Below are 17229 nucleotides of genomic sequence, written 5' to 3' on the forward strand. Positions count from 1 at the left end.
AAGAATAGCATGAAGTTAATTGATGGAAAACAAACCGCAACGGATATTAAAAAAGAAATTGCAGCTGAAGTTCGTGAACTCGTGGCAGCCGGAAATAAAAAGCCTCATCTAGCCGCCATCCTGGTTGGACACGACGGCGGTAGCGAAACCTATGTGGCCTTTAAAATTAAGGACTGCGAGGAAGTCGGATTCAAATCAAGCTTAATTCGGTTTGAAGACGATGTAACCGAAGAAGAGCTGCTGGCCAAAGTGGAAGAATTGAATCGAGACAAGGACGTGGACGGCTTTATTGTTCAGTTGCCGTTGCCCGGCCATATTTCAGAACAAAAAGTAATTGAAGCCATTGATCCAAAGAAAGATGTGGATGGTTTTCACCCCATCAATGTGGGGCGCATGGTCATTGGCTTGCCCTGCTTTGTCTCGGCTACTCCCGATGGAATTGTCGAGTTGTTGAAACGCTATCATATTGAAACTTCAGGAAAAGATTGCGTGGTTGTTGGACGAAGCAATATTGTTGGCCGGCCGATGAGTGTCTTGATGTCGCAGAAGGCCATGAATGCAACCGTTACCGTTGCTCATAGCCGGACGAAAAACCTGAAGGAGTTGTGTGCCAATGCCGATATTCTGATCGCTGCTTTGGGAGCGCCCGAATTTATAAAGGGAGACATGGTGAAGGAAGGCGCTGTGGTGATTGATGTGGGTACAACCCGCGTTAAATCAGATCAAACCAAGTCGGGTTTTAAACTGAAGGGAGATGTTGCTTTTGACGAAGTTGCTGAAAAATGCTCCTATATTACGCCGGTTCCGGGCGGTGTGGGGCCAATGACGCGTGTTGCCCTGCTGAAGAACACGCTTTTGGCTGCTAAACGAACGATTTACAAATAAATTGGTTTCAAAGAATTCTTAAAAAGGTGGCTTAGTCGGTCACCTTTTTTTAATTGGATTGTTTAACTTTATATCAGAAACAAAGAAAACAATAAAGATGAAAAAGAATAATTTCCTGAGTTTTATGATTTTTTTGGCGCTTGCATTTTTTCTTGAATCGTGCAGTACAGTGCCTTTAACAGGTCGCAGTCAGGTTAATTTATTGCCTGAGTCGAACTTGGTCGAAATGAGCTTGACAAGCTATGATCAATTCCTTGACACCAATAAACTATCAACCAACCAGCAGCAAACTGCTATGGTGAAACGGATTGGTGCAAATATTTCGAAGGCTGTGGAGCAGTACTTGACAGAGAACGGCTACGAAAGTTATTTGCAATACTTCCAATGGGAGTTTAACCTGGTTGAAAATGAGGTGCCCAATGCTTGGTGTATGCCCGGAGGAAAAGTGGTTGTTTACAGCGGAATTTTGCCGCTCACAAAAACCGAAGCGGGTTTGGCAGTCGTTATGGGGCACGAAGTTGCCCACGCGGTTGCCCGCCATGGAAACGAACGCATGAGCCACTCGATGTTGGTGCAAATGGGTGGAATTGCCTTGGGTGAAGCGATCAAGGAAAAGCCGAATGAGACGCAGGCTATCTTTTCGGCGGCTTATGGATTGGGCTCACAAGTAGGCGTAATGTTGCCATTTTCGCGCCAGCACGAGTACGAAGCTGACAAAATGGGCCTGATTTTTATGGCCATTGCCGGGTATAATCCGCAAGAGGCTGTTGCTTTTTGGCAGCGAATGGCCGAAAATAGCGGACAAAAACCACCTGAGTTTATGAGTACCCACCCGGTAGACAGTAAGCGAATTGCGGCTTTGAACGAGATTATGCCCGAGGCGATGAAATACTACAAGTCAAATAAATAGGTAGTAAAAAATCGGGTCAAAAAAATAATTTGCTGTTTATTAACAGTTTTAAGCTATTTTCCAAATAATTCTTTATTTTTGATAGTTCAAAATAGGATATAACTTAATTACGTGAAAGATGGAAGGCTTTGATAAAAAAGATGAAATGCACGAGGGTGACAGTAAATTTAGAGAAGAAATCTTTTCAAAAGCTGTAAGGGCTGGGAAAAGAACCTATTTTTTCGATGTAAAAGCTACTCGGAAAGATGAGTACTATTTGACGATGACTGAGAGTAAAAAGCGTTACGATCAGGATGGTAATTTTCACTTCGAAAAACACAAAATCTTTTTGTACAAAGAAGATTTTGAGAAGTTTTCTGATGGGTTGAGTGAAGTCATTGACTTTATTAAGGCCAGTCAGTCAATGGAAGATGCAGAGATTGAAATTGATATGACAATGTCTGAAGATGAAGAAGAAGTAATGGCAACAAAAGATTATACGAACGTTGATTTTGATGATCTAAAGAGCGATCGATAACTCTTTGAAGGTATAGAAAAAAGGCTGCTTTGTGAGCAGCCTTTTTTTATGCAAAAGCGCGTTCTTTTTTGATTTTTTCGTAAGCCTCATTCACTTTCTGAAACTTTTCCTTGGCTGCATTCTGAAAATCGGTTCCCAAATAGCTCACCTTGTCCGGATGATATTTCATAGCCATTTTCCGATAGGCCTTTTTGATTTCTTCATCCGAAGCAGATTTCTCGACCTCTAATATTTTGTAAGCGGAATCGGTATTTGGAACGAACATCGACTGGATTGAGTCCAAATCTTTCGCGCTGATTCCCATGTTTCGGGCGATCAGTGTGATCATATTCATTTCCGTCGGATCGACTTTCCCATCAGCTTGTGCAATTCCAAACAAAAAATGCAGCAGCTGCAAACGCGACGCATAATCCATGTTCTTTTGAATTTGCCGGCAAACATCGGCAACCGGTATGTTCTGATTGAGCAGGTCGCGCAGCATTTTAACAGCTTCCTGCGCCGAGCTTGCTCCAAAAGAGCGAACAAAGAACTGCTTTACGTAATCGAGCTCCGATTTTAGTACTTTGCCGTCTGCTTTCATCACTGCGGCTACCAGTACCAGCAAGCTCATGACGTAACCACCGGTTGTTGTCCGGGCTGTTTGTGATGTTTGTGTGCCGTTTTGAGAAAGATTACCGGCCTCGCCGTCAACCATTGATCCGACGACAAATCCAACAATTCCTCCTATGGGACCAAAGAATGCCCATCCTAAACCGCCGGCTACCCATTTTGCAAATTTACCCATGCTTTCTAAATTTTTGATCTAGTTCAATTAATACAGGAAGTATCAATTCCTGGTTGTCATTTTTAATAATATAATCGGCCAGTTTCCTTTTTTCTTCATCCGGCCATTGTTTGGCTATGCGTTCTTTAATTTCTTGCATCGAACGCTGGTCTCGTTTCATCACCCTCGCAATTCGGTCTTCTTCGGGAGCGGTTACCAGCATGTTAAAGTCCATTATCTGGTAAAATCCACTTTCAAAAAGAATAGCAGCCTCATGAATAATGTAAGGCGACCGTTGCTTATTGCACCAATCGAAAAAATAATTGCGTACTTCGGGATGCACTATCGCATTGACTTTTTGCAGCAAAAGTGGCGAATTAAAGATGATGCCAGCCAGTTTTTTTCGGTCAATGGTCTGGTTTTTCTGGTAAATGTCTTTCCCGAAATGAAGGATCATTTTACTGCGGACAACGGACGATTCGTTGATGATTCGTTTGGCTTCCAGATCGGCATAAAATACCGGAATTCCCAATAAGCTGAAAAAATGGCAAATGGTGGATTTTCCACTGCCAATTCCACCTGTGATACCTACTTTAAACATACTTTTATTTTTCAATGAGGTACTCAATTTTCTTTGGCAAAAAGTCAACCGACTTCAGATGATTTGGAATGTTCTCCAAAGTAACCGGCAAATAGTCAACTTTGTTTTCAATGTCGGCATACGATACCGAGGCTCTAAAATCGGAGGGATCAATTTCAGAAAACCGGCTCAATCCAATCATAAAGCTAACCTTAACTTCAGCCGGGAAAAAGTTGATTTTAAAGTTGTCCGGGATACTGTCGATGGTGACTGGAATGGCCAGTTGTTTCTCGGTGTATTCTTCAACCGGAATTTGGATGGTGACCTTTTTGGGAGCGAACTCAACAATATTGATCGTTTGAAGAGAGGCTGTGCGTTGCACCGAACCATCGAGTGTTTTGAGGTTTTGTGCTACGGTTTTGACCTGTGTCAAGGTGTCGAGTATCGATCGTGGCCCCATCACATCAACCGAGTCGGGAACGACACTGATTTCATCGTACAAATAATGTTGCTTTTTCAGTTGGAAGGTAACAATTGGGGTCACTTTTTTCTTTTGGGTGACAATTTGGTCAAACTGAAAATACACGGTGTCGGGTAAAATGCTCGTGACATTCAATTCGCTGCTGATTTGATCAGCCATGTTTTTTCTGTATTGCTGGCTTGGAATGGCATAGCGATTCTGGTTTTTATCTTCCATCGCTTCTCCGATAATTTCACCAACATTAAATACCAGCGGCGAAAATGCCATGCTTAACTTATAACGAAGCAAGGTAAAACCAAATGAACGGACATCGAGCACAAATTGGCGGGGTGGTTCGTTGATGAGCATTTTGTTTTTTGGAAGATTGGTATAACGCACCGGAAAGGAAAGTTCAACGTTGTACTCCTTTTCCAAGGCATTCAAAAGCCAAAAAACCGAAGCAATGCCGACACAAATCAAGAAGATGGCCAGCTTTCGCTCATTCTTGATTTGAAACTTCTTTAAAAAGTACTTTGCCTTATTGGTCCATTTATTTTTCACGAAATCAAAGATAAAAAAAAAGGGTTGACTTGTGGTCGACCCTTTTCGTCATTTGATCAATCTAATATTATTTTTGCGGAGTTACATCTGACATGTCCTTAACCACGGCGCTTTTGTCAACACGCAGTTTTACATTGTCGTCCACCTGGAGCAACAGGTAAGTTTCTTTTATTTCAACAACTTTACCGTAGATTCCGCCGGTTGTTACCACTTTGTCGCCTTTTGCAAGACTTTCACGAAATTTTTTCAATTCCTTCTGACGTTTTACCTGTGGTCTGATCATGAAAAAATAGAATACCACAATGATCAGAATCAAAGGTAAAAATGTAGTAATCGGATTTTGCTCGGCACCGGGTTGCGGGGCCATCAATAAGTAGTTCATCTTTTTATTCTTTAGTTTTTACTATATAAATTTATTAGCTCATTATTTACAGTCGCTACAATGGCAAGCTTGGCTGTTGGCGCTTGTGTATTGGCATAAACCATGATTTCCTTGTAAATCCGTCCGGTTTCTCCGGCACTGTTAAAAACCACTTCAATAAAATCCGATTCTCCCGGAGCAATCGGCTCTTCTGGGAAATGAATGGTTATACAACCACAGTCGGCTTCAACTTTTTCGATAATTAGAGTTCCATCGCCGGAGTTCGAAAATCCGAAGCTAAAGGAAACAACTTCGCCTGCCTGCAAGCTCCCAAAATTATAGAATTCTTCCTGAAACTCAAACTTTGGCGTACCTGTGTTTGTCGTTGTTTTGCTGTCCTTGTTTTGACAGCCCAAAAGGACAAGTAGCATGACAATGGCGGCCGTGTTTTTCATGACGGAGAGTTGTCGTCTTCGCCAATTAATCCGCGCCCGGCTTTCAGGATTTTATTTTCCGTTTTCAGCGCTTTCAATGCTTTGTCCAAAATTCCGTTGATAAAGTTCCGGCTTTTCTTGGTGCTGTAATATTTCGACAACTCGATGTATTCGTTTAGTGTCACCTTCGTCGGAATGGATGGGAAATACAGAAATTCGGCAATGGCCATTTCCAGAATCAACTCGTCAATAAAGGCAATTCGCTCGACATCCCAGTTGACGGTGTACTTGGTCACGATTCCTTTCAGCTCGTCGTGGTTAAGTACCACTTTGCGATAGAGGTCCTTGGAAAACTGACGATCTTCCTCATCTTTAAACATGGGCAGCAGTGTCTGGTTTTCGCGGGTATATTCCTTAAATTTCTTCAACGTTTTAAGAATCATGCTCACCACAAAATCCAAATCATCATTCCAATAAATACTCTGTTCTTCCAAAATGATTGCCAGGTCTTCCGACTGAAGAATGACTTCGGCCATCAGTTGCTCAACGAATTTCCGGTCATCCTGGTAGGTGTGTTGGGCCGCTTCCATGTAGCTTTTATAAAAATCGCTGGCTAGCACTTCGGTGTATAATTTCCGAATCAGCTCCGGTTCATTCACCCAGCTTAACTTCGATTGAGCCAGGTATTTAGTCAAACTTTCATTGGTTTGTAACTGGGCAATCAATTGGTTCCGAATAAATCGGGTGTTTGGATTCAGATCTTCTTCGGTTGGAAAATGTTTTTTCTTCCGGAGTTCGATGACTGATTCAGCATGTTTGCTAATTTCAATTACCAAATCCAACAAATAATGGTAGAGGTCGTATGTTTTCTGGATACTGAAGAAGAGTTCTTTCTCGGTATTGTTAATTGATTTGTCAGGAGTGGAATAAAAGGCGTACAAAACCTGCAAAACTTTAATGCGGATAATTCTTCTGCTAATCATTGTCTTAGAACTAGTTTTCTTTTGAGGGTGGCAAAGTTACACAAATTCTTTTCTGCTCTACAACATCTATTCGTTTTTTTCATCCTTTCTTTCGTAAGCTTCGGCGGTGTGCGTGCTTGTAAAAAATGTGGCATCTGCTTCATTGTCCTCATCCGGTTCATCTTCCCATTCAAAGTGTGGTCGTTTTGGTCCTTGATGGCGATAATAGATGCTGAGGAGTAGTCCGCTTGCGGCGCCCCACAAATGGCTTTCCCACGACACGTCGGGTTTGAGTGGGAAAATTCCCCAGAACATGCCGCCATAGAGAAAAACGACAATAATCGCGATGGTAAGCAGTTTTACATCGTTTCGAAAAATTCCGCTGAAAAACAGGAAAGAGGCCAATCCATAAACGACACCGCTTGCTCCAATATGCCAGGCTTCGCGCCCTCCAAGCCAAACACACAGGCCCGACAGAAAATACACCAGGATGAAGATTCGGTAGGCCAGTTTCCGGTAGAAATAGAAAAGAGCCAGCGAAAGCACAAAAAATGGGATGGAGTTGGCTGCCAGATGTTTGTATCCGCTGTGGATGAACGGTGAGAAAAGAATGCCTTTTAGTCCTTTCAGCTCAAGCGGATAAATGCCATAAACGGCGAAATTAACATTCAATGTAGATTCAACTAAAAATACCAGCCAAAAAGCCAGCAGGAAAAGGCTGGGAAATACCAAGCTGTGCCTGAAAATTTTCTTTTCAAGCTCCGGGTCGGTCAGTTCGTGTTTTGGTGGGTAGTAGTTGAATATGGGCATTTAAATTAGTTTGTCGATTAAGCGTACAAATCCGTAGATATCTTCTTCGGTCGTATCAAAAGAGGTCATCCAGCGTACTTCAGACGTGGACTCGTTCCATACATAGAAAAAGTACTTTTCCTGAAGTTTAGGAATCACTTCTTTCGGAAGTAGGGCAAACACGCCATTGGCTTCGGTTTTTTGCGTGAGTTTTACTTTGCCGGTTTTCAGCACTTCTTTTTCAAGTAGTTTGGCCATTTTGTTGGCATGCGATGCATTGGTTTTCCACAAGTCGTTTTTGAAATAAGCCAGAAACTGAGCTCCCACGAAGCGCATTTTCGAAAAAAGCTGCATACTTTGCTTGCGAATATATTTGGTATTGGCGGTGAGCCCGGGATTGAAAAATACAACAGCTTCGCCCATGAGCATGCCATTTTTTGTGCCGCCAAACGAAAGCAGATCCACGCCGGCATCTTTTGTGAAAGCCTTAAATGGAAGCCCCAGAGCCACCGCGGCATTGGCAATTCGAGCGCCGTCCATGTGCAGCAGCATGTTGTGGCGGTGGGCGAGCGCCGCGATTGCTTTAATTTCTTCAACCGAATAAACGGTGCCCAACTCCGTCACTTGCGAAATGGAAATAACCTTGGGTTGCGAGTGATGTTCAAAATCGAAACCGTGCAAGTATTTTTGAATACCAGCGGGTGTAATTTTGCCTTTTTCGCTGGGAACAGGCAACAGCTTGCAGCCGGTGAATTTTTCAGGGGCGCCACACTCGTCCACTTCAATGTGGGCGGTATCGGCACAAATGATGGAATGAAACGAGTGGGTGACCGTTGAAAGGGCCAGCACATTGGCGCCTGTTCCGTTAAAAACAAAATACACATCGGTTTCTGTTCCAAATTCTTTTTTAAACAGTCCAATCGCTTCCCGGGTCACCGGGTCGTCACCATAGCCAACCACATGCCCTGTGTTGGCTTGTTCTATTGATTTTAGAATCTCCGGATGTACTCCGGCATTATTATCGCTGGCAAAGCCTCTGCTCATGATCTGATTTTTTAATTGAGGGTTTAACAATTTAAAGGTACTCGTGTTTTAACTTTACAACAGCCAGCTCATTGGTTTTTTATTTGGAATACTTTTTCGCACTGGAGTTGTAAGGCAGCATAAAAGAAAAGAAAAATTTGAACCCAGCAAATTCGAATGAAAGAAAAAATTAACCTGTTTTGGTTTCGTCGCGACCTGAGAATTGCAGACAATCATGGCTTGTACAGCGCACTTACTTCGGGAAAACCGGTGTTGCCGGTGTTTATTTACGACACCAACATCTTGAATGATCTGAATGACGATGACAGTAGGGTGGAGTTTATTGCTGGGCAGGTAAACAGGTTGAAGGTGGAGTTTGAACGGCACAACAGCACGCTGTGGATTTTTCACGGAAAACCCTTGGCGGCCTTTAAACGTTTGTGGGTGGAATATGAAATTGACACAGTTTATACGAATGAGGATTACGAACCCTACGCCCGTGAGCGCGACGAACGGGTGCAATCGTTCTTGAGCTCTGGCGGCGTAAGCTTTCAGTCTTTGAAAGATCAGCTGATTTTTCACAAAGATGAAATTGTGAAACCCGATGGGAAGCCCTACACCGTTTTTACGCCGTACAGCAAAAAGTGGCTTCAAAAGCTAAACAATCGTCTGCCAGAAAGTTATCCTTCAGAAAAGCACCTGCGAAATTTATTGAAAACCGAACCCATGGATGAGGTGAGCTTACGCGACCTGGGTTTTCGAAAGGGGAAACTTGAGTTTCCGGAGAAGAAGATTGATGCAGGCTTACTGAATGAATATGCCGCCCGCCGCGACTTCCCGGCACAGGATGGTACTTCGCATTTGGGTATTCACCTGCGTTTCGGAACAATCAGTATCCGGCAGTTGACCCGAAAGGCGATGCAACATTCGGCTGTATTTTTAAATGAGCTGATTTGGCGAAACTTCTACATGGATATTCTTTGGCACTTTCCACATGTTGAAAAGCACGCTTTTAAACCGGCCTATGATTTTATTCCCTGGCTAAATTCAGAAAAGAATTTTGCGCGATGGAGCGAAGGAACAACTGGCTATCCGCTGGTCGATGCCGGCATGCGAGAATTAAACGAAACGGGCTACATGCATAACCGCATTCGCATGGTAACTGCCAGCTTTTTGTGCAAGCACCTGCTGATTGACTGGCGGTGGGGCGAAGCTTACTTTGCAGAAAAGCTGCTGGATTATGAGCTGGCTTCGAACAATGGCGGCTGGCAATGGGCCGCCGGAACAGGTTGCGATGCGGCGCCGTATTTCCGGGTGTTTAACCCCAGTTTGCAAGCTCAAAAGTTCGATCCCGACTTGAAATACATTCGTCGTTGGGTTCCTGAGTTTGAAAGTCCGAATTATCCGCGGCCAATCGTCGATCATGCCACGGCCCGGCAACGCGCCATTGATATCTACAAAAAAGCGCTGGCAGATGGACGAACCTAGTGACGCTTTCACAGCTTTTTCCGGTTCGTTCTTTTCATAGGCGAAAAGTCACGTGTGGTTTTCCTTAAAGTCACGTGTGACTTTAACCGGAATCACGTGTGATTTCATCCAAAGTCACGTGTGACTTTTAAAAGAGGCCTTTTGTTTCTGTGTTTTCTATGAATGATTTCTTTTTCGGCTTGTGCAGTTTAATGAAATTGGCCGGGCCCCACACTCCAGCAAAACATCATCGTTCCAGATAGTTTTAGGAGAGAATTGAAAATTTGACTAAGTTTGTGAAAAGGAAAATCAAATGATTGAATACAAAGCCATAATAAAGAGAAATCCTAACAAAAGATTTGGAAAACCTTGCGTTAGAGACACGAGGATTACCGTGTTTGATGTGCTGGGATGGTTGGCATCTGGAATGACTATTGATGAAATTATTGATGATTTTCCTGAATTGACCGTGGATGATATTAAAGCATGCTTGGCCTATGCTGCAGATCGGGAGCATAAAATTCAGCACGCATCATGAGACTGCTTTTTGATCAAAACATCTCCTTTCGGATTACAAAAAAGCTGACTGTTTTATTTCCTGAGTGTAGGCATGTTTCGGATTGCGGGTTAATGAACTGTGAAGACCATGAAATCTGGGAGTACGCACAAAAAAATGACTACTCAATTGTAACATTTGATTCCGATTTTTATGACATAAGTGTCATAGATGGCCATCCTCCAAAGATCATTTGGATCAGGATAGGTAATCTGACAACAAAGGACATTGTTCAGCTTTTGACAAAAAATAAAGCGGTGATTGATAAGTTTATTGATAGCGACGATTTTAAAGATATTTCTTGTCTAGAAATTGATTAAAATCACATGCCCTGGCGAGTTTCAAACGGTGCCTAACAAATCGTCTCAAATCTCGACAGATACCTAATCGCATAGCCTTTTATGAATCCCCTTTTACCCAATTCACGATTTTTGGGTCGTCGGGTTTGGTTCGTGGTTCCGCGTAGTCAACCAAGTGGCCTTCTGCGTCAATCATATATTTTTGAAAGTTCCAGCCCACTTCCGAATCCGAAACGCCGTTCTTTTCTTTCTGGGTCAGCCACTGGTATAGCGGGTGCATGTCATCGCCTTTCACCGAAATCTTTGACATCATGGGAAAAGTAACCCCGTAGTTGCGTTCGCAAAACTCAGCAATCTCGTCATTTGATCCGGGTTCCTGCTCGTTGAAATTGTTGGCCGGAAAACCGATAATGGTGAATTCATCTCCTCCATATTCGTCGTAAAGCTTCTGCAGTAGTTCATACTGTGGGGTGAGGCCACACTTTGAGGCGGTATTGACCACCAGTACTTTTTTCCCTTTTAACTGACTTAGGTCAAACTCGGCTCCTTCAATGTCCTGAACTTTGAAATCGTGGAAACTTGTTTGGCTAAATCCGATGGCGGATAAAAAAAGAAATGTGAATAAAAATGTCAATCGTTTCATGATCGAATGTTGTTTGGTTTAACTTCATCTAAAACAGTAAGAACCCGAAAAAGTTTGGTTTGCGCATAGGCTGGTCTTCTTAATTCTTGTTAATAAATTCCCCCTGAATTTCCTCTCAAAATGTTTATCTTTGGGCTTCATCAAATGAAATTATGGAGAATTTTATTGTTTCTGCCCGAAAATACAGGCCCGATACTTTTCAAACGGTTGTAGGCCAACTATCGATTACTTCGACCCTGAAAAATGCCATCAAAAACAACCAGCTGGCACATGCCTACTTGTTTTGTGGCCCGCGTGGTGTCGGAAAAACAACTTGCGCCCGTATTTTTGCTAAAACAATCAATTGTCAGAACCTTACGGCTGATACTGAACCCTGTAATCAGTGCGAATCGTGCCAGGCGTTTAATGGCAGCCGTTCATACAATATTCATGAGCTCGATGCGGCATCGAATAACTCGGTGGATGATATCCGGAATTTGACGGATCAGGTTCGCATTCCGCCCCAAATTGGCAAGTACAGCATCTACATTATCGATGAGGTTCACATGCTGTCGCAGGCCGCTTTCAATGCCTTTTTGAAAACATTGGAAGAGCCGCCCAAACATGCGATTTTTATTTTGGCAACCACCGAAAAGCACAAGATCATTCCAACCATTCTGTCGCGTTGTCAGATCTTCGATTTCAATCGCATTAAAATTGCTGATATTTCTGATCATTTGGGGTTTGTGTCCAAAAGTGAGCAGGTGGCCATTGAAGCTGAAGCCCTGAATGTGATTGCACACAAAGCCGATGGCGCCATGCGCGACGCGCTGTCAATCTTCGACCAGATTGTGAGTTTCTCGGGACGCGAAATCACTTATAAAGATGTGATTTCGAACCTGAACGTGCTGGATTACGATTATTATTTTCGCCTGATTGATTTACTCCTGAAAAACGACGTGCCCAATGCGCTCTTGCTTTTTAACGAGGTGCTGGATCACGGTTTCGACGGACATCATTTTATAAACGGGCTGAGCAGCCACATCCGCGACTTGATGGTTTGCAAAGACCCGGTAACGGTTCAACTGCTTGAAGTTGGCGGCGAAATCAGGGAGAAATACAAAGCCCAGGCAGGCATTTGCGATGCGGGGTTTTTGCTGGAGGCTCTGAAAATCAGTAACGAGTGCGACATGCAGTACAAGACCAGTCAGAACAAACGCTTGCTGGTTGAACTGAGCTTGATTAGAATGGCACAGCTCACCTTAAAAAAAAAATAGCTGACGATACCGATCAGCCCCAATTGGAACCCATTTTCTCCGGCGTTCAGGAGCCAGCCGTAACAAAGGCGAACCCGGCCGTGTCGAAAACCCAGCCCACCCAGCAAAAGGCCTCCAGCGAAGATGAAGTTTCTGCTAAGGTTCCTGTGAAAAGGATGATCAAAAAGCGGGGGAGCGGTTACACGCCCTCCATAAAAGACGCGCTTTCGGGTAAGCTTGCTGAAAAAGGCGAGGAAGACGCGCAGGAAAAGATGAAGTATTATGCCGGCGAACAGCTTACCGAAACTTTTACACAAGAACAGTTTGCTGAAAAATGGGCCGAATACCTGCAACGCTTGGAGGATCGGCCTAATTTAAAGGCTACTCTGGCGAGGACTCCACAATTGGCCGATAATTTCAAGCTGAATCTATCCATTGATAATTCGGTTCAGATGGAAGAAATCAGTAAAATTAAGCCCGATTTGGTGTCCTGGTTGCGGAAAGAATTGCGAAACACAAGCATCGAACTAATCGCAGATATTGTTGTTCAGGAATCTGAGTACAAGCCATATTCCGAAACCGAAAAACTGGCCGAGATGGTCAAGAAAAATCCGAATCTGGCTATGCTGAAACAGCGATTTAATCTGGATTTTGGCGAATAAACCCAGAAGCTCGGTTTTAAACCATTGTTAACCGTTTGTGAAATGAGTTCACAACATGAGCCAGTCAATTATTTTTTAGTATTTTTGAGTAAAACATAAAAAGGAGGTCACTATGCTTAAAGAAAAAGTTTTAAAAGCCCTGAACAATCAGATTAATGCAGAAATGCACTCAGCTTATCTTTATTTGTCTATGTCAGCTTATTTCGAAGATAAAGGATTGGCTGGTTTTGCGAATTGGATGAAAGTACAGTACAAAGAAGAGCTTTCGCACGCTTTGAAAATATTTGATTACGTGAACGAACGTAATGGCCGGGTCGTATTGGAACCGATTGCCGGAGTGCCCATTGATTTTGATGGAATTATTGATGTTTTTGAGAAAACATTGGAACATGAGCAAAAAGTAACGCAGATGATTGATGAGCTCATGGACGTGGCTGTTGGTGCCAGCGATCATGCAACGCAGAGTTTCTTGCAGTGGTTTGTTGATGAGCAGGTTGAAGAAGAAGCCAATGTCAATGAGTTACTCGATAATTTACGTTTGATCGACGGACAAGGAAATGGGGTTTTCATGCTTAACCGCGAATTGCAGGCCCGTACCTTTGTTGATGAAACGCAGGCAGAATAAGAACTTTATTGTTGAAGATTTTTGAAAGGCTGCCTGTTTTGGGTAGCCTTTTTTGTTTAAGCTAATGGTACGATTGATTCAGAAAATTCGGGTGCAATGAATAAACTGATTGAAAACGCTTGGTTGAATTTGAGGGAAACTTGCCAAAATTCCTCGTCCGTAGATGAATTGGATGAAATAGAAAAAGCTTTTGATTTTGCCTGGCAGTCGCTTGGCGAAAATACCTGGCCCAATGGCGATCTTATTTTGGTGCATTCGCTCGAAGTGGCCCAAGTGGTCGCTCAGGAAGTGGGACTTGGAGTGAGTTCCATTATAGCCGGAATGTTGCACAATGTGACCGACGAAAAACTCAGCGACCGGCCCGATTTTCAGACCATTGAAAAGCAGTTTGGCCCGGTGGTTTCCGGTATTCTGGAAGGCATGGCGAAGATCAACGCCCTGGGAACCGACACCGTTGATCTCCACTCGGAAAACTACCGCAAACTGATGCTGGCCTTGGCAGGCGATGTCCGGGTTATCTTGGTGAAGATCTCGGACCGGCTGCATGTGATGCGTCATTTGGACGACTATGCTGCCTCGGCTCAGCAGAAAATAGCCATGGAAACGGCCCACCTTTATGCGCCGCTGGCTCATCGCCTGGGCTTGTATTATATCAATTCCGAGATGCTGGATTTATGCCTAAAATATACCAATCCGGATGCCTATCAATATGTTGCCGACAGGCTAAAAGAAAGCAAGGAAGAACGCAAAAACTTTGTTGCGGCTTTCGTCAAACCAATTGAAGAAAAGTTAAAAGCCCGCGGCTTTCAGTTCGATATGAAAGCCCGCACGAAAGCCATCAATTCCATCTGGAAAAAAATGCAGAACAGTAAAGTGAGCTTCGATGAAGTTTATGATTTGTTTGCCATCCGGGTGATTTTGGACTCGGAACCGGGGCTCGAAAAATCGGATTGCTGGCAGGTTTATTCGATTGTTACCGACGAGTACCAATCAAACCCTGAGCGTATGCGTGATTGGATTACTGTACCGAAATCGAATGGTTACGAAAGCTTGCATGCCACGGTGTTGGGGCCACAAAAGAAATGGGTCGAAATTCAGATTCGGACCAAGCGAATGGACGAAATTGCGGAGAAGGGCCTCGCTGCACACTGGAAATACAAAGGCGGATCGGCCAGTGCCGAAATGGAAAGCTGGCTGGCCAATGTTCGCGAAATCCTGGAAAATCCGGATTTGAACATTGTCGATTTTATCGATGATTTTAATACAAATATTTACAATGACGAAATTTTTGTGTTTACACCCAAGGGCGATTTGAAGCGCTTGCCGGCCGGAGCCACCTTGCTCGACTTTGCTTATGAAATTCATTCTGAAGTGGGCGATCATTGTGTTGGCGGCATGTTGGATGGCCGAAAAGTGACCCTGCGCTATAAGCTTAAGAATGGTGATCAGGTGTCGGTTGATACGTCATCAAAGCAGCAGCCCAAACTCGACTGGCTTGACTTTGTGATTACCACCAAGGCCAAATCGCGGATCAAGGCTAGTGTGAACGAAGAGCGTAAAAATGAAGCAGAGAACGGAAAAGAGATTTTACTTCGGAAGTTGAAAAACTGGAAAATTGACTACAATGATGAGCTGATCCGCATGCTTTTAAAGCATTACAATCTGAAATTGGCGCAGGATTTATATTATAATATTTCGGTCGGAAAGATAGAGCCATTGGCAATTAAAGAGTTGGTTGGTGAAAAGGAAAGCGAAGCAACAGCCAGGCAAAAAGCCGAAGAGATACTTTCGCTGGACCAGTTGAAAGATCTGGATTTTTCCAGTGGGAACGACTATTTGGTGATTGACAACAACATTAAAAACGTCAATCATAAGTTGGCACCCTGTTGTAACCCAATTTTTGGTGACCCGATTTTTGGTTTCGTCACCATCAGCGATGGGATCAAAATTCACCGCCGTACCTGTCCAAACGCCAAGCAACTGTTTGAGCGGTATCCTTACCGGGTGATTCCGGCGCGGTGGCGCGACTCAAAAAAGCGGAGTTCGTTTCAGGCAACCATTCGCTTGTCGGGTACCGACGAAACAGGCATTGTGGCCAATATTTCGCATGTTATTGCCAAAGATATTGGAGTGCAAATGCGTTCGATCAATATTGATTCGGTAAATGGTGAGTTTGAAGGTACCTTGCGTGTTTTTGTCAATAATCTGGAGCACCTGGACTTTTTAATTCACAAACTGCAAAATATCAAAGGCGTGCTTAATGTATCGAGAGCGGATACTTAGCTGAATTGGGTTTGTGCTGGGGTGCGGCGGATTCCGATCCGCCGGCAGTGCCTTTTGAAAGACACTTTGAGATATTCAACGATAAATTGTGGATCGGAATCCGCAACACCCTTTGCTGGGTAGAGATGTAAAGAAATAAACAGCTCGGATGAGGCTAAGCCATCCGAGCTGTTTTTAATGTACTTGTTTTAAGTTGGATTCAAGCCAGGAGAACCACTCGAGTTCTCACGGTTGTTTCCCATCAGCGTAGGAATTAAACGATATACTCAGGTATTTTCTAACCTATCTTTTTACCGGCCATAGGGCCTGGTTTCAGGCTATGAATTTCATCAATATGTACCAAAATAACCGCTTTGGGCTTTGGCATGCCCGCTTTTACTGACATGGCGGCTGATTGGTCATAAATGTCACCATCCGTTAGTACTTCCGGTGTACCAATAAATCGGAAACCATCAACTTTCTCGCGGTCAACCACGGCTACAACGACTTTTGAACCATCAAGTATGTTCTGGTAGGTTTTGCCTCCTGTTCCTTCTGAGAAAATCAAGGTCTCATCGTTGAATACTCTCGTCGAGCGTTTTGGGGCATTATTGGGTAATCCTTCCTTGCTAACTGTGGCGTGGAAACATTGTTGAGACCCAATCATTTCTTTCATTTCTTTTGTGAGTTTCGACATCGCTTTAAGTTTTTAAGTTATTCTAAATCAAGTAATATATTGTTCTCTATTTTGATAAGTATATCCGTTAATTGCTTTTGTTCTGATTGCGTTACTCCTTTAAGTGCTACATCCGATGCTTCTTTCCAGCAATTTTGAATGTCGTTTTTAATGGCCTCTACTTTAGGTTGAAGGAATACATTACACACCCGGCTATCCTTTTCACTCTTCTTTTTGGTTACATAATCCATTTTGACCAACTTCTCAACGATTCGGGTTACGTTTGCAAAATCCTTTTTCGCTCTTTTGGCCAGCTCCCCAATCGACAAGCCATTTTCCTGCCATAAAAAATACAATACTACCCATTGGTCTGGGGTGATTTTCAGTTCTTTTCTTGCAATTATATTAAATACCTGTCGCTTCATTAAAACGGCAAGGGTTGAGATTCGGTGATTAACTATATTTTCCAGGTTATGATCCATCGGATATTTATTTAATGTTGAAGCAAATCTACAAACATTATTTGTCACGACAAATAAAAAATATATATTTGTCATGA

The 17229-nt window shown here is 43.3% G+C and carries 21 protein-coding genes; 10 read left to right on the forward strand and 11 right to left on the reverse strand.

The window, feature by feature from the left end; genetic code table 11:
- The first annotated feature begins 9 nt into the window (after nucleotides 1-9).
- The 3 genes from folD to NC99_RS09160 all read left to right on the forward strand — a co-directional run bounded on the left by folD (nucleotide 10) and on the right by NC99_RS09160 (nucleotide 2312).
- On the forward strand, nucleotides 10-885 hold the full coding sequence (folD, locus tag NC99_RS09150; RefSeq protein WP_053182671.1) for a bifunctional methylenetetrahydrofolate dehydrogenase/methenyltetrahydrofolate cyclohydrolase FolD: 876 nt from the start codon (nucleotides 10-12) through the stop codon (nucleotides 883-885).
- Between the two features lie 97 nt (nucleotides 886-982).
- Nucleotides 983-1795: a M48 family metallopeptidase gene (locus NC99_RS09155; RefSeq protein WP_053182673.1), complete on the forward strand. Its 813-nt coding sequence runs from the start codon at nucleotides 983-985 to the stop codon at nucleotides 1793-1795.
- Between the two features lie 118 nt (nucleotides 1796-1913).
- Entirely contained in the window at nucleotides 1914-2312 is a 399-nt protein-coding gene (locus tag NC99_RS09160; RefSeq protein ID WP_053182675.1) for a DUF3276 family protein, read from the forward strand.
- A 46-nt stretch (nucleotides 2313-2358) separates the two neighbouring features.
- Here NC99_RS09160 and NC99_RS09165 read toward each other — a convergent pair whose 3' ends face one another.
- The 8 genes from NC99_RS09165 to NC99_RS09200 all read right to left on the reverse strand — a co-directional run bounded on the left by NC99_RS09165 (nucleotide 2359) and on the right by NC99_RS09200 (nucleotide 8266).
- The gene (locus NC99_RS09165; RefSeq protein WP_053182678.1) at nucleotides 2359-3096 is read right to left on the reverse strand and encodes a TerB family tellurite resistance protein; all 738 of its coding nucleotides are present in this window, start codon (nucleotides 3094-3096) and stop codon (nucleotides 2359-2361) included.
- Nucleotides 3089-3676 carry a dephospho-CoA kinase gene (gene coaE, locus NC99_RS09170; protein WP_053182887.1) on the reverse strand — a complete coding sequence of 196 codons (588 nt, stop codon included), beginning with the start codon at nucleotides 3674-3676 and terminating at the stop codon, nucleotides 3089-3091. Before coaE ends, NC99_RS09165 begins: the two co-directional genes overlap by 8 nt.
- Nucleotides 3677-3680: 4 nt before the next feature.
- Nucleotides 3681-4676: a CdaR family protein gene (locus NC99_RS09175; RefSeq protein ID WP_053182681.1), complete on the reverse strand. Its 996-nt coding sequence runs from the start codon at nucleotides 4674-4676 to the stop codon at nucleotides 3681-3683.
- A 67-nt stretch (nucleotides 4677-4743) separates the two neighbouring features.
- On the reverse strand, nucleotides 4744-5058 hold the full coding sequence (yajC, locus tag NC99_RS09180) for a preprotein translocase subunit YajC (protein WP_053182684.1): 315 nt from the start codon (nucleotides 5056-5058) through the stop codon (nucleotides 4744-4746).
- 11 nt (nucleotides 5059-5069) lie between these two features.
- On the reverse strand, nucleotides 5070-5492 hold the full coding sequence (locus tag NC99_RS09185) for a DUF1573 domain-containing protein (RefSeq protein WP_053182687.1): 423 nt from the start codon (nucleotides 5490-5492) through the stop codon (nucleotides 5070-5072).
- A complete protein-coding gene (gene nusB, locus NC99_RS09190; protein ID WP_053182690.1) occupies nucleotides 5489-6454 on the reverse strand; it encodes a transcription antitermination factor NusB in 966 nt (321 codons plus the stop codon). Before nusB ends, NC99_RS09185 begins: the two co-directional genes overlap by 4 nt.
- Before the next feature lie 66 nt (nucleotides 6455-6520).
- Nucleotides 6521-7243 carry a rhomboid family intramembrane serine protease gene (locus tag NC99_RS09195; protein WP_053182693.1) on the reverse strand — a complete coding sequence of 241 codons (723 nt, stop codon included), beginning with the start codon at nucleotides 7241-7243 and terminating at the stop codon, nucleotides 6521-6523.
- On the reverse strand, nucleotides 7244-8266 hold the full coding sequence (locus NC99_RS09200) for a threonine aldolase family protein (protein WP_053182696.1): 1023 nt from the start codon (nucleotides 8264-8266) through the stop codon (nucleotides 7244-7246).
- A 156-nt stretch (nucleotides 8267-8422) separates the two neighbouring features.
- On the opposite strand from NC99_RS09200, the gene NC99_RS09205 reads away from it, so the two are divergent.
- The 3 genes from NC99_RS09205 (at nucleotide 8423) to NC99_RS09215 (ending at nucleotide 10588) form a co-directional block, all read left to right on the forward strand.
- The gene (locus NC99_RS09205) at nucleotides 8423-9733 is read left to right on the forward strand and encodes a cryptochrome/photolyase family protein (protein WP_053182699.1); all 1311 of its coding nucleotides are present in this window, start codon (nucleotides 8423-8425) and stop codon (nucleotides 9731-9733) included.
- A gap of 292 nt (nucleotides 9734-10025) precedes the next feature.
- Nucleotides 10026-10250: a DUF433 domain-containing protein gene (locus NC99_RS09210; protein WP_204374956.1), complete on the forward strand. Its 225-nt coding sequence runs from the start codon at nucleotides 10026-10028 to the stop codon at nucleotides 10248-10250.
- Complete coding sequence (locus NC99_RS09215) at nucleotides 10247-10588, forward strand: DUF5615 family PIN-like protein (protein WP_053182705.1); 342 nt, start codon at nucleotides 10247-10249, stop codon at nucleotides 10586-10588. The genes NC99_RS09210 and NC99_RS09215 overlap by 4 nt, the downstream gene beginning before the upstream one ends.
- A 79-nt stretch (nucleotides 10589-10667) precedes the next feature.
- Here NC99_RS09215 and NC99_RS09220 read toward each other — a convergent pair whose 3' ends face one another.
- The gene (locus NC99_RS09220; RefSeq protein WP_053182707.1) at nucleotides 10668-11210 is read right to left on the reverse strand and encodes a glutathione peroxidase; all 543 of its coding nucleotides are present in this window, start codon (nucleotides 11208-11210) and stop codon (nucleotides 10668-10670) included.
- 152 nt (nucleotides 11211-11362) lie between these two features.
- Here NC99_RS09220 and NC99_RS21865 point away from each other — a divergent pair, with 152 nt between their 5' ends.
- The 4 genes from NC99_RS21865 (at nucleotide 11363) to NC99_RS09235 (ending at nucleotide 16015) form a co-directional block, all read left to right on the forward strand.
- Complete coding sequence (locus tag NC99_RS21865; RefSeq protein WP_157624732.1) at nucleotides 11363-12466, forward strand: DNA polymerase III subunit gamma/tau; 1104 nt, start codon at nucleotides 11363-11365, stop codon at nucleotides 12464-12466.
- Between the two features lie 23 nt (nucleotides 12467-12489).
- Nucleotides 12490-13107 carry a hypothetical protein gene (locus tag NC99_RS21870; protein WP_157624734.1) on the forward strand — a complete coding sequence of 206 codons (618 nt, stop codon included), beginning with the start codon at nucleotides 12490-12492 and terminating at the stop codon, nucleotides 13105-13107.
- 112 nt (nucleotides 13108-13219) lie between these two features.
- Entirely contained in the window at nucleotides 13220-13732 is a 513-nt protein-coding gene (locus tag NC99_RS09230) for a ferritin (protein WP_053182714.1), read from the forward strand.
- A 96-nt stretch (nucleotides 13733-13828) separates the two neighbouring features.
- Nucleotides 13829-16015, forward strand: a complete 2187-nt coding sequence (locus NC99_RS09235; protein WP_053182717.1) for a RelA/SpoT family protein — start codon at nucleotides 13829-13831, stop codon at nucleotides 16013-16015.
- Nucleotides 16016-16292: 277 nt separating this feature from the next.
- Here NC99_RS09235 and NC99_RS09240 read toward each other — a convergent pair whose 3' ends face one another.
- Both NC99_RS09240 and NC99_RS09245 read right to left on the reverse strand, forming a co-directional pair.
- A complete protein-coding gene (locus NC99_RS09240; protein ID WP_053182720.1) occupies nucleotides 16293-16691 on the reverse strand; it encodes a pyridoxamine 5'-phosphate oxidase family protein in 399 nt (132 codons plus the stop codon).
- A 17-nt stretch (nucleotides 16692-16708) separates the two neighbouring features.
- Nucleotides 16709-17227: a MarR family winged helix-turn-helix transcriptional regulator gene (locus tag NC99_RS09245; RefSeq protein ID WP_053182723.1), complete on the reverse strand. Its 519-nt coding sequence runs from the start codon at nucleotides 17225-17227 to the stop codon at nucleotides 16709-16711.
- Nucleotides 17228-17229: the final 2 nt, after the last annotated feature.

This window comes from Sunxiuqinia dokdonensis, assembly GCF_001270965.1.
GTDB lineage: Bacteria > Bacteroidota > Bacteroidia > Bacteroidales > Prolixibacteraceae > Sunxiuqinia > Sunxiuqinia dokdonensis.

Bases quoted from the DNA above. Each gene is read 5' to 3' on its own strand.
- folD (WP_053182671.1), top strand. From the start codon at position 10: ATGAAGTTAATTGATGGAAAACAAACCGCAACGGATATTAAAAAAGAA.
- NC99_RS09155 (WP_053182673.1), top strand. From the start codon at position 983: ATGAAAAAGAATAATTTCCTGAGTTTTATGATTTTTTTGGCGCTTGCA.
- NC99_RS09160 (WP_053182675.1), top strand. From the start codon at position 1,914: ATGGAAGGCTTTGATAAAAAAGATGAAATGCACGAGGGTGACAGTAAA.
- NC99_RS09165 (WP_053182678.1), bottom strand. From the start codon at position 3,096: ATGGGTAAATTTGCAAAATGGGTAGCCGGCGGTTTAGGATGGGCATTC.
- coaE (WP_053182887.1), bottom strand. From the start codon at position 3,676: ATGTTTAAAGTAGGTATCACAGGTGGAATTGGCAGTGGAAAATCCACC.
- yajC (WP_053182684.1), bottom strand. From the start codon at position 5,058: ATGAACTACTTATTGATGGCCCCGCAACCCGGTGCCGAGCAAAATCCG.
- NC99_RS09185 (WP_053182687.1), bottom strand. From the start codon at position 5,492: ATGAAAAACACGGCCGCCATTGTCATGCTACTTGTCCTTTTGGGCTGT.
- nusB (WP_053182690.1), bottom strand. From the start codon at position 6,454: ATGATTAGCAGAAGAATTATCCGCATTAAAGTTTTGCAGGTTTTGTAC.
- NC99_RS09195 (WP_053182693.1), bottom strand. From the start codon at position 7,243: ATGCCCATATTCAACTACTACCCACCAAAACACGAACTGACCGACCCG.
- NC99_RS09200 (WP_053182696.1), bottom strand. From the start codon at position 8,266: ATGAGCAGAGGCTTTGCCAGCGATAATAATGCCGGAGTACATCCGGAG.
- NC99_RS09205 (WP_053182699.1), top strand. From the start codon at position 8,423: ATGAAAGAAAAAATTAACCTGTTTTGGTTTCGTCGCGACCTGAGAATT.
- NC99_RS09210 (WP_204374956.1), top strand. From the start codon at position 10,026: ATGATTGAATACAAAGCCATAATAAAGAGAAATCCTAACAAAAGATTT.
- NC99_RS09215 (WP_053182705.1), top strand. From the start codon at position 10,247: ATGAGACTGCTTTTTGATCAAAACATCTCCTTTCGGATTACAAAAAAG.
- NC99_RS09220 (WP_053182707.1), bottom strand. From the start codon at position 11,210: ATGAAACGATTGACATTTTTATTCACATTTCTTTTTTTATCCGCCATC.
- NC99_RS21865 (WP_157624732.1), top strand. From the start codon at position 11,363: ATGGAGAATTTTATTGTTTCTGCCCGAAAATACAGGCCCGATACTTTT.
- NC99_RS09230 (WP_053182714.1), top strand. From the start codon at position 13,220: ATGCTTAAAGAAAAAGTTTTAAAAGCCCTGAACAATCAGATTAATGCA.
- NC99_RS09235 (WP_053182717.1), top strand. From the start codon at position 13,829: ATGAATAAACTGATTGAAAACGCTTGGTTGAATTTGAGGGAAACTTGC.
- NC99_RS09240 (WP_053182720.1), bottom strand. From the start codon at position 16,691: ATGTCGAAACTCACAAAAGAAATGAAAGAAATGATTGGGTCTCAACAA.
- NC99_RS09245 (WP_053182723.1), bottom strand. From the start codon at position 17,227: ATGACAAATATATATTTTTTATTTGTCGTGACAAATAATGTTTGTAGA.